Genomic DNA, 14,002 nt, shown 5'->3' on the forward strand with positions numbered 1-14,002 from the left:
GGGGAGCGGGGCCGGTGCAGGACAACGCGACAGAGGTGACCGCGGCCGGTATCGCGCGGCTCGCCGGAGTGGGCCGTGCCGCCGTGAGCAACTGGCGCCGTCGGCACGCCGATTTCCCCAAGCCGATCGGGGGCACCGAGACCAGCCCGTCCTTCGCCCTCGCCGAGGTCGAGTCCTGGCTGCGCAGGCAGGGCAAGCTCGCCGAAGTCCCCCTGCGGGAACGCGTCTGGCAGCAGCTGGCCGGGCATCCCGAGGGGCCCGTCACCGCGCTGGTGCACGTCGGCTGCGTCCTGCTGCTCATCCAGGAACGCCCCACCGTCTGGCTCGACGCCGGTGCCGGTTCCGACGCGCGCCTGGCGGCGATGCTGCCCGGCGCGCTGGACCAGGTGCTCGGCCCGCGCTTCGGCATCGCTCCCGGCCGCGGTGTTCACACGGCCCGACCGGACGACGGCTCACCGGCTGTGAACACCGGCCCCACGGTTCACACCTCGCCCCCCACCATGGCGCAGCCCGCTGTGAACACCCCGCCCGCTGTGAACACCCGGCAGCCTCTGAACCCCCCGCCCGCCGGACCGACATCGGCCACCGCACCCACCACCCCAGCCCCGTACCCCTCGGCCCTGTACACCCCCGCCCTCCGCATCCCCAGCGGCCCGCAACTCCTCCCCTCCGCCCCCCTCCTCCGCGGCGCCGCCGAGCTGGCCGCCGAGCTGGGGGCGCGGCAGACCTTCGAGTTCCTTCTGGGCCGGCACCTGGACGCCAACCCGCGCCAGTACACGCTCACCCCGGCCGAACTCGCCCGCCTCATGGCCGACCTCGCCGGTCCCGCCCGCACCGTCCTCGACCCCGCCTGCGGCACCGGCGCCCTCCTGCGCGCCGTGGACACCCGCCCCGACCAGGAGCTGTACGCCCAGGACAGCGCCCCCGACCTCGCCGCGCTCACCGCGCTGCGGCTCGCGCTGCACACGCGGGCCACCGTGCGCGGCGCCGCCGGCGACACCCTGCGCGGCGACGCCTACCCCGCACTGCACGCCGACGCGGTCCTGTGCCACCCGCCGTTCAACGAGCGCAACTGGGGCCACGACGAACTCGCCTACGACGCCCGCTGGGAGTACGGCTTCCCGGCGCGCACCGAGTCCGAGCTGGCCTGGGTGCAGCACGCGCTGGCCCGGCTCGCCGACGACGGCACCGCCGTCCTGCTCATGCCGCCGGCCGCGGCATCCCGCCGCTCCGGGCGCCGGATCCGCGCCGACCTGCTGCGCCGGGGCGCGCTGCGGGCCGTGGTCGCGCTCCCGGTCGGGGCGGCGCCGCCGTACAACATCCCGCTGCACGTGTGGGTGCTGCGCCGCCCGGACCGGACGCCCGCGGCGCCCGAGGTGCTGCTCGTGGACACCGGGCGGTTCGCCGGCGAGGCGCGGGGCGGCCCGGACTGGCAGGCCGTGCGGAACGCCGTCCTCGACGCCTGGCGCGTCTTCGACCGGGACGGGCGGCTGGAGGAGCGAGCCGGGCTGGCGCGTTCCGTGCCGGTCATCGGACTCCTCGACGACGACGTGGACCTCGCCCCCGCCCGCCATCTGCCGCCGCCCGCCGTGGCCGACGGCGCGGAGCAGCTCACGGCCGTGCGTGAGCGCCTGGGCGAGACCCTGCGCCTGACCTCCGCCCTCACCCCGCCGCCCGCCGCCCCGGCCCCGCCCGCGCGCTGGCCGCTCACCACGGTCGGTGAACTCGCGCGCGGGGGCGCGCTGGTGCTGCGCACCGGCGGAAGCGGCGGCCACGCGCGCGTGCCCGTCCTGACCGACCACGACGTCCTCGCCGGAACGGCACCCTCCGGCTCGCTCCCGGAGAGCGACGAGGAGGCGGTGCTGACCGAGCCGGGCGACGTCGTCGTACCGGTGCTCGGCGGCGGATCCGTGGCACGCGTGATCGACGACGCGACGGAGGGCGCCGCCCTGGGGCGCAACCTGGTGCTCCTGCGCCCCGATCGCACGGCGCTCGACCCCTGGTTCCTCGCCGGGTTCCTGCGCGGCACCGCCAACAACCGACAGGCCAGCAGCTACGCCTCCACCGCCACCCGCCTGGACGTGCGCCGCCTTCAGCTGCCCCGGCTGCCGCTCGACGAACAGCGGCGCTACGGCGCGCGCTTCCGCGCCCTCGACGAGTTCGAGCGCGCGGTGCGCCACGCGAGCCGGCTCGGGCAGCAACTGGTGCGCGGGATGTACGACGGACTGACGGACGGGACGGTGGCGCCGGACTGACGGACGGGACGGTGGCGCCGGACTGACGGACGTGGAGCAGCGCTACAACGGTTCGGTACAAGCCGTAACGCCTTGTCGGTGTCGGCCTATACGCTCGAACTCCCTACCGATCCCCGGCCCAGGAGCAGTCATGTACGGCCACGGCGCGGCGCCGCCCACCCGAGGCGCGGGAAGTGTCATCACCCTGCGCGTGCTGATCGCCGCCTGCGGCCTGTTCTCGTGCGGCATCCTCGCGTGCGCGCCGCTGTTCCGGGTCGCGTTCCTGCGCGGGCGGTGGTTCGACTGGCTGGTGGCGTGGGTGAGCCTGCCGCTGGGCATCGCCTGCTTCGCGGTGGTCGGCACGGTGCCGGAGAGCGACTCGAGAGGCGACGTCGCGCTGGCCACGGTCCTGATCCTCGGCATCGCCTCGACCGTGCACTTCCTGGTGACGGACATCCGGTACAACGCCAGGACCGGGCGGCCGCCGACGGGTTACGCGCCCCCGCACGCCGGGACGGTCCCGTCGGCCCCGTCGGCGTACGGCTACCCGGGCCCCGCGGCCCCGTTCACCGCGACGACCGCCCCGGTGACCCCGGTGGCCCCGAACGCACCGCACACCCCGCCCGCCATGCCGCACACCCCGATCCCCGGGCCCCCGCAGGCCGCCCCACTCACCCCGCCGCAGCGCCCGGCGCCCGCCCGGATCGACCAGGTGCGGGCCGAACTGGACGAACTGAGCGACTACTTGCGCAAGCACGACGGCCACGAGGGCGGAAGGTGACCGTGGCGCAGGGACGTGTCGTCGCCGGCCGCTACGAACTGTCCACGCTCATCGGGCAGGGCGGCATGGGCCAGGTGTGGACGGCGTACGACCAGCGGCTCGACCGGCGTGTGGCGGTGAAGCTGCTGCGCCCGGACAAGGTGGCCGGCCAGGAGGCCGACGAGCTGCGCCGCCGCTTCGTGCGCGAGTGCCGGGTGACCGCGCAGGTCGACCACCCCGGCCTGGTCACCGTGCACGACGCGGGCAGTGAGGGCGAGGAGCTGTTCCTCGTCATGCAGTACGTCGACGGCGCCGACCTCTCCGACCATCTCGCCGAGCACGACCCGTACCCCTGGCAGTGGGCGGTCGCGGTCGCCGCGCAACTGTGTGCCGTGCTGAGCGCCGTGCACGCCGTGCCGATCGTCCACCGCGACCTGAAGCCGCGCAACGTGATGGTGAAGCAGGACGGCACGGTCACGGTGCTCGACCTGGGCGTGGCCTCGGTCATCGACACCGACACCACCCGCCTCACGCACACCGGCTCCCCGATCGGTTCGCCCGCCTACATGGCGCCCGAGCAGGCGATGGGCGGTGCGGTCGGCCCGTACACCGACCTGTACGCGCTCGGGGTGCTGATGCACGAACTGCTCAGCGGCGACGTGCCCTTCGCGGGCTCCACCGCGCTCGGTGTGCTGCACCGGCACCTGTACGAGCCTCCGCTGCCGGTGCGCCGCATCCGCCCCGAGGTGCCGGAGGCGCTGGAGGCCCTCGTCCTGCGGCTGCTCGCCAAGGATCCGCAAGCCCGCCCGGCCTCCGCGCAGGAGGTGTACGAGCACCTGGCGCTGCTCCTGCCCGCGCGCGGAACTCCGACCGGGGCACCCCTGGACCCCGCACGCCCCTTCCTGCGTCCGCACGCCCCCTGGCCGGACCGGGCGCGGACTCCCGCGCCCCAGCCCGCCCCCGTCGCGCCGGTGCCCCCGGCGGCCGGGAAGCCGGACGTCGCCTCCGCCGTCGACGAGGTGAAGCGGCTGCTCGGGGAGGGTCGCATCACCCAGGCGGTGGACATCCTCGGCGCGATCTTGCCCGCCGCGGCCGAGCAGCACGGCGAGCACTCGCCGGTCGTGCGCACCCTGCGCAAGCAGTACGCGGCGACCCTCATGGACGACGGCCAGTACCGGCGCGCGCTGCCCGAACTACGCCGCCTCGCCGACGAACGCGCCGCCGAGGCCGGCGTGTCCGACCCGCAGTCCCTGCGCTACCGCTACGAGGCCGCCCAGTGCCTGGAGCAGCTCGGCGAACCGGCCGCGGCGCTCGCCGAGTACCGCACGCTGCTGCCGTACTACGAGAACCAGTACGTCTCCGGCGACCCGCAGCTCGCCCACGACGTGCGGCGCCGCATCGGCCACCTGCTGCTCGCCCTCGGCGACCGCCCGGCCGCCCACGACACGCTCGCGCGGCTCGTGATCGACGTGGAGCGCCTGCACGGCCCCGGGCATCCGCTGGCGATGGAGATCCGCCGCACCCTTCAGTGGCTGGGGCAGGTGCGCGGCTAGATTTTGCCGTCCCCTGGAGAATTCTTGTGATCTTCGGGGGATTGTGTTTCCCGAAGGCATGAACGGAGCGGGATAGGTTGCGCTTCGTTTTACCGGGTGACGCATATTCAGGGGTGGGGCATGGCAGGCCATCGGCAGTCGAAGAAGCGCAGGTACATCACGTGGGCGGTGGCCGGGACGGCCGTCCTCGGGGGTGCCGGCCTCGCCGCGCAGACCTCCATGGCCGCCACCGCCTGGCCCGCCCAGAAGACCTTCACCGGACGCGCCTTCGACACCTGCACCGCGCCCTCCCTGTCCACGATGAAGGCCTGGCACACCGGCTTCTACGGCGCCGCCGCCGTCTACGTGGGCGGCAGGAACCGCGGCTGCGCCCAGCCCAACCTCACCGCCTCCTGGGTCAAGTCGGTCAGCGCCCTGGGCTGGAAGCTCGTCCCGATCTACGTCGGCGCCCAGCCGCCGTGTCAGTCCGGCTCCAACCCCGAGAAGCTGACCGCCGCCACGGCCGCCTCCCTTGGCGCCTCCGACGCCTCCGACGCCGTGGCCAAGGCCTCCGCCCTCGGCATGAAGGCGGGCAGCCCGGTCTACCTGGACATGGAGGCGTACGACAGCACGAACAAGGCGTGCAACGACGCCGTGCTGACATACGTGCGCGCCTTCGACAAGGGCCTGCACGCCAAGACGTACCGCACCGGCTTCTACGGCTTCACCAGCTCCAGCGCCAAGGCCGTCGCCACCGCGTCGGACAAGACGGACCTGCCGGGCAACCTCTGGTACGCGCTGTACGACAAGCAGAACACCACGACCGCGGACTGGCCGTGGGGCGCGAGCCAGTTCACCAATCACAGCCGCGGCCACCAGTACATGGTCAACAGCAAGGAGACGCGCGGCGGCGTCACGCTCACCGTCGACCGTGACGCCTGGGACGCGCCGGTGGCCATCACCGGCTGACGGCGGCACCGCCGGTGCGCGCGACGGTGCCTGAAGTCGTGGTGAATCGTTGGTCGAATGGGTTGGCCAGAGCTGAGCCGCTGCCTACCATCGATCACCGCAAGACTTTGTGCACCGCCGCACAATCTCCTCGGGAGGTTTCCTTGCACCGCCGCCGTCGCACCGCGCTCCTCCTCACCGCCGCGCTCGCCGCCGCGGCCCCCCTCCTCACCGCCTGCGGGGACCAAGCGCACCCCGGCGCAGCGGCTGTCGTCGGGGGACAGCGGATCACCGTCGCCCAGCTGGAGGGCCGGGTGAACGAGGTACGCGCGGCACAGCGGGCCGCGGTGCCGGACGAGACGCAGTACCAGCAGGTCCTCGCCTCCACCGGCAGCCTCACCCGGGACACCCTGCACACCATGGTGCTCGACCGGGTCCTGCACCGGGCCGCTCAGGACGGGGGCATCACGGTCAGCCGCAAGGAGATCCAGCAGATGCGGGCCGGCCTGGAGCAGCAGGCCGGTGGCTCCAAGGGGCTGGAGACCACCTGGCTCCAGAAGTACGGCATCGCGCCCGAGCGCCTGGACGACAACCTCCGCCTCCAGATCGAGGCCCAGAAGCTCGCCATGAAGCTCGGCACCGACACCGCCCAGCCCGCCTTCTGGAAGGCCCTCTCCCAGGCCTCCGAGGAACTCCACATCGACCTCAACCCGCGCTACGGCACCTGGGACGTGGAGAAGAGCAGCCGCGTGGACGCCAAGACCCCGTGGGTACGACAGGTCACGTCGGCGGCGTCCGAACAGCAGTCGGCGTAGCGGACGCCTGGCTTCCCCCTCCGAGGGTGCCGGAACGGTACGGCAGCCGGTCGCGGAGAGTACGGGATTTCCCGGATAGAGCGCCGCACGACGGGGAGGACACCTAGGAGAGGACCACCCAGGAGGCGGGGGAAGCACGCGGCGAAGGCCGCCTGCCCGGTGCGAGTCTGGCGGGAGGGGCCGTGGCTGTTGGTGCGGGTGCGGGTGCGGGGGGGGGCGAGCGGCGGTGGCCGCGCCGCTTCGGTGCGTGGGCGCGCGTCGCCGTGAAGGCTGCGGTCGGGCTGGTCGTCACGGCTGTGGCGGGGTTCTTCGTCGTCCTCGGGTGGGGACTCGCCCGTGCCGGGGTCGACGGGTGGAACGACACCTCCTCGCTCGCCGCGCACGGGCGGTCCGTCGACGGGGTCGTCACAGCGAAAGACAAGGTGAGCGGGCCCCAGGGAAGCAGCCAGAAGAGGTTCGAGGTCCGTTTCACCACGGCCACCGGGACGTCCTACCGGTTCTGGGAGCCCGGCGACGCGGATGTCGGCGACACGGTCCGCGTCCACTACGCGCAGGGGCGTCCCGAGACGGCGACCACCGCCTCCGCGTCCAGCGACCGCATCGCGTACGGCCTGCTGACCGTGACCGGGGCAGCGATCGTTATCGTCATCGCGCTCCTGTTCCTGGGGCTCGCCCGGGTGAGTCTCCGCGGCGCCTTTCCCGCGCGCCGCCCTCGCATGGAGAACCCGGAGAACCCGGAGAACCCGGAGAACCCGTAGACCTCGCCCGCAGAACCCGTGGAAGAGGCACCGGTCATACGATCACGCAACCCCCTCGCCCCTGTGGACAACCCGGCTCGTCCGTCGGCGCCGTGGGTTACGTTCGGATCGTGAACGCAACCAGCCCCGAAGCCCTCGGCCCGGACGCCGCCCCCGGCCGCATCGTCCTGCTCACCACCAGCCATCGCGTCGCCCCCGGCCTGCTGTCCTGGCCCGCCTGGCAGGCGCTGCGCACCGCCGACGCCGTGCTGTGCGCGGACGGCGCGCATCCGCAGCTGCCGTATCTGCGGGAGGCCGGGATAGCGGTGGCGGAGGCGTCCCCCACGGCGCAGGATCTGGTCGACGCCTGTGCCGGCGGGCGGACGGTGGTGGTCGTGGCCACCGGCGAGGGCGAGCCGGTCCTCACCGACGGGCTGGCCCGGCTGGCGGGCTCCGGCCGGGTGCGGATGCCCGAGCTGGAGCTGCTCCCCGCCTCCTACGACCTGCCCGGCGCCCGCCTCCTCGACCTCGTGCAGGTCATGGACCGCATCCGCGAGGAGTGCCCCTGGTCCTCCCGGCAGACCCACCAGGGCCTGGCGAAGTACGGCATCGAGGAGGCGTACGAACTGGTCGAGGCGATCGAGGCCGGCGACCGCGACGAACTCCGGGAGGAGTTGGGTGACGTCCTGCTCCAGGTCGTCTTCCACTCCCGCATCGCCGAGGAGGACCCGGACGCCCCGTTCTCCATCGACGACGTGGCCGGCGGCATCGTCGCCAAGCTGATCCACCGCCACCCGCACGTCTTCGGCGAGGAGAAGGCGGAGACGCCGGAGGACGTCAAGGAGCACTGGCTGCGCACCAAGGCCGAGGAGAAGCAGCGCACCTCGGTGACGGAGGGCGTCCCCCTCGGCCAGCCCGGTCTCGCCCTCGCCGCCAAGCTCGCCTCCCGCGCCCGCACGGCCGACCTGGACGTGCCCCTGCCCCAGGGCGAGGGCATCGGCTACGAACTGCTGGCAATGGCGGTCCACGCCGAGGCGGACGGCGCCGACCCGGAGGCGGCACTCCGCGCGGCGGCCCGGACCTACCGGGACGCGATACGCGCGGCGGAGGGCACACAGCCGGAGAAGGAAAAGTAAGGACGAGCAGCAAGAAGGAGCAGTAAGGAGGAGAAGCAGTAAGGAGGAGCAGTAAGGAGGAGAAGCAAGGAGGGCGGAGGGCGCACAGCGGGAGGCACAAGGCGCGGAGCCGGAGACGCAGAGGGCCGGATACCGTCGAGGAGTGACCAACCAGCCCCACCCCGACGCACCCGCCCCGGACCTCTTCACCTGGGAGTTCGCCGCCGACCCCTACCCCGCCTACGCCTGGCTCCGCGAGCACGCGCCCGTGCACCGGACCAAGCTGCCCAGTGGGGTGGAGGCCTGGTTGGTCACCCGGTACGCCGATGCCAAGCAGGCCCTGGCCGACCAGCGGCTGAGCAAGAACCCGGCCCATCACGACGAGCCCGCGCACGCCAAGGGGAAGACCGGCATCCCCGGCGAGCGCAAGGCCGACCTGATGACACATCTGCTGAACATCGACCCGCCGGACCACACCCGGCTGCGCAGGCTGGTCAGCAAGGCGTTCACGCCCCGCCGTGTCGCCGAGTTCGCGCCCCGGGTGCAGGAGCTGACCGACCAGCTCATCGGCCGGTTCGCGGCGACGGGCTCCGCCGACCTCATCCACGATTTCGCCTTCCCGCTCCCCATCTACGCCATCTGCGACCTGCTCGGTGTCCCGCGCGAGGACCAGGACGACTTCCGGGACTGGGCGGGCATGATGATCCGGCACGGCGGAGGTCCGCGGGGCGGTGTCGCGCGGTCGGTCAAGAAGATGCGTGGCTACCTCGCCGAACTCATCCACCGTAAGAGGGAGGCGCTGCCCGCCGAGCCGACCCCGGGCGAGGACCTGATCTCGGGCCTCATCCGGGCCTCCGACCACGGCGAGCACCTCACCGAGAACGAGGCCGCCGCCATGGCCTTCATCCTCCTGTTCGCCGGCTTCGAGACGACCGTCAACCTCATCGGCAACGGCACGTACGCCCTGCTCACCCACCCCGAGCAGCGCCACCGCCTCCAGCGTTCCCTCGCCGCCGGGGAGCGGGACCTCCTGGAGACCGGAGTGGAGGAACTCCTGCGCTACGACGGCCCCGTGGAGCTGGCCACCTGGCGGTTCGCCACCCGGCCGCTCACCATCGGCGGGCAGGACGTCGCGGCCGGCGATCCGGTGCTCGTCGTGCTCGCCGCCGCGGACCGCGACCCGGAGCGGTTCGCCGACCCGGACGTGCTGGACCTCGGGCGCCGCGACAACCAGCACCTCGGGTACGGCCATGGCATCCACTACTGCCTCGGTGCCCCGCTCGCCCGGCTGGAAGGGCAGACCGCGCTGGCCACCCTGCTGACCCGGCTGCCCGACCTGCGGCTCGGGGCGGATCCGGCCGATCTGCGCTGGCGCGGCGGGCTCATCATGCGCGGTTTGCGCACGCTTCCCGTGGAGTTCACGCCGGTCTCCTGAATCCGGCTCGCGGAGAAAACATGAGAGACGTTCAACTGCGTGATCTTCATGTGATCTGTGCGGCATGAACTTGTGACAGGCGATCGTCTGCCGATACGTTCACCCATCAGTGTGGCGGCCGGGCAACGTCCGCCGCGCCGGATCTGCCGTCGCTCGAAAGGCCTCCGTATGCTCCCCGGGAACGGTCGTCACCGTCGCCCCCGCCAAGCTCCGGCGCTCATCGTCGCGGCCGGAGTGACCGGCTCCGCCATCGCCATCCCGCTCCTCGGCGCCGCGAGCGCCCACGCGGCGGACGGCACCACCTGGGACAAGGTCGCCGAGTGCGAGAGCGGCGGCTCCTGGAGCGCCGACAACGGCAACGGGTACTACGGCGGCCTGCAGATCTCGCATGAGGACTGGGTCAAGTACGGCGGCACCCGGTACGCCGAGAACGCCGACCAGGCGAGCCGTTCGCAGCAGATCGCGGTCGCCGAGAAGATCCTTGCCGACCAGGGCACCACTCGCTGGGCCACCTGCGCCCTGCTCTCCGGGATGACCTCCGGCTCCGGTTCCGCGGACGCCGACACGGACGCCGGGGACTCCGACTCCCAGGGCTCGGGCAAGGGGCACTCCGGCCCCTCCTCCTCCGACTCCGACTCCCAGGGCGGCTCCGACTCCGGTAAGAAGTCCGACTCGTCCAGTTCATCCGATGAGCCGGGTTCACCGTCTTCGTCTTCCCCGTCCGACCCCTCGGTGGGTGCGACGGTCACGCCGTCCCCGGGTGTGAGCGAGGGTGCCGGTTTCGGCGGAGCCTATGAGGGTGCGGATGCCCACAAGTACGACAAGTCGACCTTGCCCGACTCCGGTGCGACACAGGGGGGCGAGGATTCGGCCGGCTCCGACCCTGTGACCGACGACTCGGGCAATTCGTGGCAGACCGGCGCTTCTTGGAGTCTGGTCGACACCGGCGCCCTCGACAGTGGCGGACGTCACCGTGGCGGTAGTGCGGACGAAAGCGTGACAAACGGTCAGAACGACCGCTCCGCGGGCCGCCACGCCTCCCGTGACGCGGACGGCTACACCGTCCGCGAGAACGACACGCTCGCCTCCATCGCCGACTCCCTTGACGTCGACGGCGGATGGCGCGCGCTGTACGCCCAGAACAAGAAGATCGTCGGCGCCGACCCGAACCACATCGCCCCCGGTCAGACCCTGCACATCGGTTCCTGAGAGGGCGGCGGACGGGGGGAGTTGGCGCCCCATTTCAGGCGCTGATGTCCGTTTTGGTGAAAGTGTGGGATGAGTCTCAGAAGCCCTGATCGTCTTTGAAATTCCGCCGAACGCCTGTCTACGGTCAAGGCCGCTCGTCACCACGAGCCCCGGCATCGCAACGCCGAATCCTGCCAGCGGTTGCCCGGGAACAGTCGACGCGTCACGCGCCGTAGGCAGGAGCGGGGGACCCAAGGTAAGCGCCGGATCCGGCAGTTGATGCCGCGACCGGCTTGGGGTGGAGCCGCGCCTTCCGGAAGACGGGAGGGGCGGCCGGGCAACTCAACCGGCCCGAACCCGACAGCTCACCTCGTAGGCGTCGGTGAGGGGATCGATCCATGCTGTTTTCCGGCAAGGGCAAGCACCGTCTGCCGTCCAAGGCCGTTCGCGCCGTCACGCTCGCCGGTGTCGCCGGCGCCGTCGTCGCCGCCCCGCTGATGGCGGCCGGCAACGCATCCGCCGCCACCGCCACCGAGTGGGACAAGGTCGCCCAGTGCGAGTCCGGTGGCAACTGGTCCATCAACACCGGCAACGGCTACTACGGCGGTCTGCAGTTCTCCGCCTCCACCTGGGCCGCGTACGGCGGCTCGGCCTACGCCTCCCGCGCCGACCTGGCCTCCGAGCAGCAGCAGATCACTGTCGCCGAGAAGGTCCTCGCCGCCCAGGGCAAGGGCGCCTGGCCGGTCTGCGGCACGGGCCTGTCCAGCACCCCCTACGGCGGCTCCGCTGCCGCCGCCCCCGCGAAGCCGGCCCCCGCCAAGCCCGCCGCGCCGAGCACCACCACCCGCTCCACCGACCGGCAGGCCGCCTCCCGCTCGGCGGACCGCCCGGCCGCGAGCAAGACCGTCACCACCCCGACCGGCAAGAAGGTCAAGAAGGGTGACGGCGAGTACAAGGTGGTCAAGGGCGACACCCTCAGCACCATCGCCGAGAAGCACGGTGTCAAGGGTGGCTGGAAGAAGCTGTTCGACCTGAACAAGGGCATCGTCGAGGACGCCGACCTCATCTACCCGGGTCAGCAGCTGCACCTGAAGTGACACAAGGCTCCGGCCGCCCCCGTCCCCACGGACTCCCGTCCCGGCGCGTGTTCCCCCGTACGCGCCGGGACGGGGTTTTTCATGAACCCCCTTTGTTCCGTTCATAAACAATGGGTACCGTCTGACTGTCTCTCCCGTCCACGGGACGGTCGGTCGGTGGCCGACGCCCCTGGGACGGTTAGGCTCTAGTCGCAAGGCACACCAGCCCCGCACTTCCAGCGTCACATCCATGAAGGAGATGCTCGTGCCGTCCATCGACGTCGTCGTAGCCCGGGAAATCCTGGACTCCCGAGGCAACCCCACGGTCGAGGTCGAGGTCGGCCTCGACGACGGCAGCACGGGTCGTGCCGCCGTTCCGTCCGGCGCCTCCACCGGCGCCTTCGAGGCCATCGAGCTCCGCGACGGTGACCCCAACCGCTACCAGGGCAAGGGCGTCGAGAAGGCCGTCCTCGCCGTCATCGAGCAGATCGGCCCGGAGCTCGTCGGCTACGACGCCACCGAGCAGCGCCTGATCGACCAGGCCATGTTCGACCTGGACGCCACCGACAACAAGGGCTCCCTCGGCGCCAACGCCATCCTCGGCGTCTCCCTCGCCGTCGCCCACGCCGCCTCCGAGGCCAGCGACCTGCCGCTGTTCCGCTACCTGGGCGGCCCGAACGCGCACCTGCTGCCGGTGCCGATGATGAACATCCTCAACGGCGGTTCGCACGCGGACTCCAACGTCGACATCCAGGAGTTCATGATCGCCCCGATCGGCGCGGAGTCCTTCTCCGAGGCGCTGCGCTGGGGTGCCGAGGTCTACCACACCCTGAAGAAGGTCCTGAAGAGCAAGGGCCTGGCCACCGGCCTCGGCGACGAGGGCGGCTTCGCCCCGAACCTCGGCTCCAACCGCGAGGCCCTCGACCTCATCCTCGAGGCCGTCAAGCAGGCCGGCTACGTCCCCGGAGAGCAGATCGCGCTCGCGCTCGACGTCGCCGCGTCCGAGTTCTACAAGGACGGCAAGTACGAGTTCGAGGGCAAGTCCCGCTCGGCCGCCGAGATGACCGAGTACTACGAGGAGCTCGTGGCGGCCTACCCGCTCGTCTCCATCGAGGACCCGCTGTTCGAGGACGACTGGGCCGGCTGGAAGGTCCTCACCGACAAGCTCGGCGACAAGGTCCAGATCGTCGGCGACGACCTGTTCGTCACCAACCCGGAGCGCCTGGCCCGCGGCATCGAGGAGGGCACCGCCAACGCCCTGCTCGTGAAGGTGAACCAGATCGGCTCGCTCACCGAGACCCTGGACGCCGTCGAGCTGGCCCAGCGCAACGGCTTCAAGTGCATGATGTCCCACCGCTCCGGCGAGACCGAGGACGTCACCATCGCCGACCTGGCCGTCGCCACCAACTGCGGCCAGATCAAGACCGGCGCCCCGGCCCGCTCCGAGCGCGTCGCCAAGTACAACCAGCTGCTGCGCATCGAGGAGATCCTCGACGACGCCGCGGTGTACGCCGGCCGCAGCGCGTTCCCGCGCTTCAAGGGCTGAGAAGCCGCAGAGCCGAACGGCAACCCGGGCTAAGTCTCAGCCAGTCGTACGTACGTCCCCGTACGCGGTCCCGTACCGTGTCCGGGGACGTACGCACGTGAAAGGGGAGGCGGAGAGCCAGATGGCCGTGAAGAACGGGGACCGTTTCTCCACCACGACCAGGCTCAGACTGCTCGGGGAGCAGACGGCTGCCCGGGTCTACCGCTCCCAGACCAAGCGCCAGGCCCGCCGCTCCCGGCTCACCGGCCGCGCGGCCCTGCTCGCGCTGGTGCTGTGCTCGCTGGTCGTCGCGCTCGCCTATCCGATGCGGCAGTACGTCTCCCAGCGCGCGGAGATCGCCGACCTCCGGCGCCAGCAGGAGCAGGCGCGCGAGCGGGTCGAGCAGCTGCGCGACCTCAAGGCGCGATGGCAGGACGACGCCTACGCCGAGCAGCAGATCCGACGTCGGCTGCACTACGTGATGCCCGGCGAGACCGGGTACATCGTGATCGACCCGGGCGCGGCCAGACCCTCCCGCGCCGACCTCGGGGCCGCGCACCGGCCCTGGTACGCGAACGTCTGGGACGGCGTCGACAAGTCCGACGCCTCCGACCAGTGAACCGACAGAAAGACAGCT

Annotated in this window: 12 protein-coding genes and 1 riboswitch; all 12 genes read left to right on the forward strand. The window is 71.9% G+C overall.

Translation table 11 applies throughout. The annotated features are described in order from the left end of the window. The first annotated feature begins 14 nt into the window (after nucleotides 1-14). The 12 genes from ACWD5D_RS18065 to ACWD5D_RS18120 all read left to right on the forward strand — a co-directional run bounded on the left by ACWD5D_RS18065 (nucleotide 15) and on the right by ACWD5D_RS18120 (nucleotide 13,984). On the forward strand, nucleotides 15-2,255 hold the full coding sequence (locus tag ACWD5D_RS18065) for an N-6 DNA methylase (RefSeq protein WP_451373679.1): 2,241 nt from the start codon (nucleotides 15-17) through the stop codon (nucleotides 2,253-2,255). A 130-nt stretch (nucleotides 2,256-2,385) separates the two neighbouring features. Next, nucleotides 2,386-3,015 (forward strand): hypothetical protein, encoded by a 630-nt coding sequence (locus tag ACWD5D_RS18070; RefSeq protein ID WP_451373680.1) that lies wholly within the window; start codon nucleotides 2,386-2,388, stop codon nucleotides 3,013-3,015. 38 nt (nucleotides 3,016-3,053) lie between these two features. Further along, nucleotides 3,054-4,547, forward strand: a complete 1,494-nt coding sequence (locus tag ACWD5D_RS18075) for a protein kinase domain-containing protein (RefSeq protein WP_451373761.1) — start codon at nucleotides 3,054-3,056, stop codon at nucleotides 4,545-4,547. Between the two features lie 120 nt (nucleotides 4,548-4,667). After that, a complete protein-coding gene (locus ACWD5D_RS18080; RefSeq protein WP_451373681.1) occupies nucleotides 4,668-5,495 on the forward strand; it encodes a glycoside hydrolase domain-containing protein in 828 nt (275 codons plus the stop codon). Nucleotides 5,496-5,638: 143 nt separating this feature from the next. Further along, complete coding sequence (locus ACWD5D_RS18085) at nucleotides 5,639-6,289, forward strand: SurA N-terminal domain-containing protein (RefSeq protein ID WP_451373682.1); 651 nt, start codon at nucleotides 5,639-5,641, stop codon at nucleotides 6,287-6,289. Between the two features lie 182 nt (nucleotides 6,290-6,471). Beyond that, entirely contained in the window at nucleotides 6,472-7,047 is a 576-nt protein-coding gene (locus ACWD5D_RS18090) for a hypothetical protein (protein ID WP_451373683.1), read from the forward strand. A gap of 110 nt (nucleotides 7,048-7,157) precedes the next feature. Beyond that, nucleotides 7,158-8,162, forward strand: coding sequence for a nucleoside triphosphate pyrophosphohydrolase (locus ACWD5D_RS18095; RefSeq protein ID WP_451373684.1), 1,005 nt, complete (start codon nucleotides 7,158-7,160; stop codon nucleotides 8,160-8,162). A 142-nt stretch (nucleotides 8,163-8,304) separates the two neighbouring features. After that, the gene (locus ACWD5D_RS18100) at nucleotides 8,305-9,576 is read left to right on the forward strand and encodes a cytochrome P450 family protein (RefSeq protein ID WP_451373685.1); all 1,272 of its coding nucleotides are present in this window, start codon (nucleotides 8,305-8,307) and stop codon (nucleotides 9,574-9,576) included. Between the two features lie 168 nt (nucleotides 9,577-9,744). Then, the gene (locus ACWD5D_RS18105; RefSeq protein WP_451373686.1) at nucleotides 9,745-10,785 is read left to right on the forward strand and encodes a transglycosylase family protein; all 1,041 of its coding nucleotides are present in this window, start codon (nucleotides 9,745-9,747) and stop codon (nucleotides 10,783-10,785) included. A 197-nt stretch (nucleotides 10,786-10,982) separates the two neighbouring features. Continuing rightward, nucleotides 10,983-11,158: riboswitch (cyclic di-AMP (ydaO/yuaA leader) on the forward strand. 4 nt (nucleotides 11,159-11,162) lie between these two features. Continuing rightward, nucleotides 11,163-11,861: a transglycosylase family protein gene (locus tag ACWD5D_RS18110; protein ID WP_451373687.1), complete on the forward strand. Its 699-nt coding sequence runs from the start codon at nucleotides 11,163-11,165 to the stop codon at nucleotides 11,859-11,861. A gap of 238 nt (nucleotides 11,862-12,099) precedes the next feature. Beyond that, nucleotides 12,100-13,386, forward strand: a complete 1,287-nt coding sequence (gene eno / locus ACWD5D_RS18115) for a phosphopyruvate hydratase (protein ID WP_451373762.1) — start codon at nucleotides 12,100-12,102, stop codon at nucleotides 13,384-13,386. 121 nt (nucleotides 13,387-13,507) lie between these two features. Beyond that, nucleotides 13,508-13,984, forward strand: a complete 477-nt coding sequence (locus ACWD5D_RS18120) for an FtsB family cell division protein (protein ID WP_451373688.1) — start codon at nucleotides 13,508-13,510, stop codon at nucleotides 13,982-13,984. The last annotated feature ends 18 nt before the right edge of the window (nucleotides 13,985-14,002 follow it).

This window comes from Streptomyces sp. NPDC002520, from assembly GCF_053595235.1.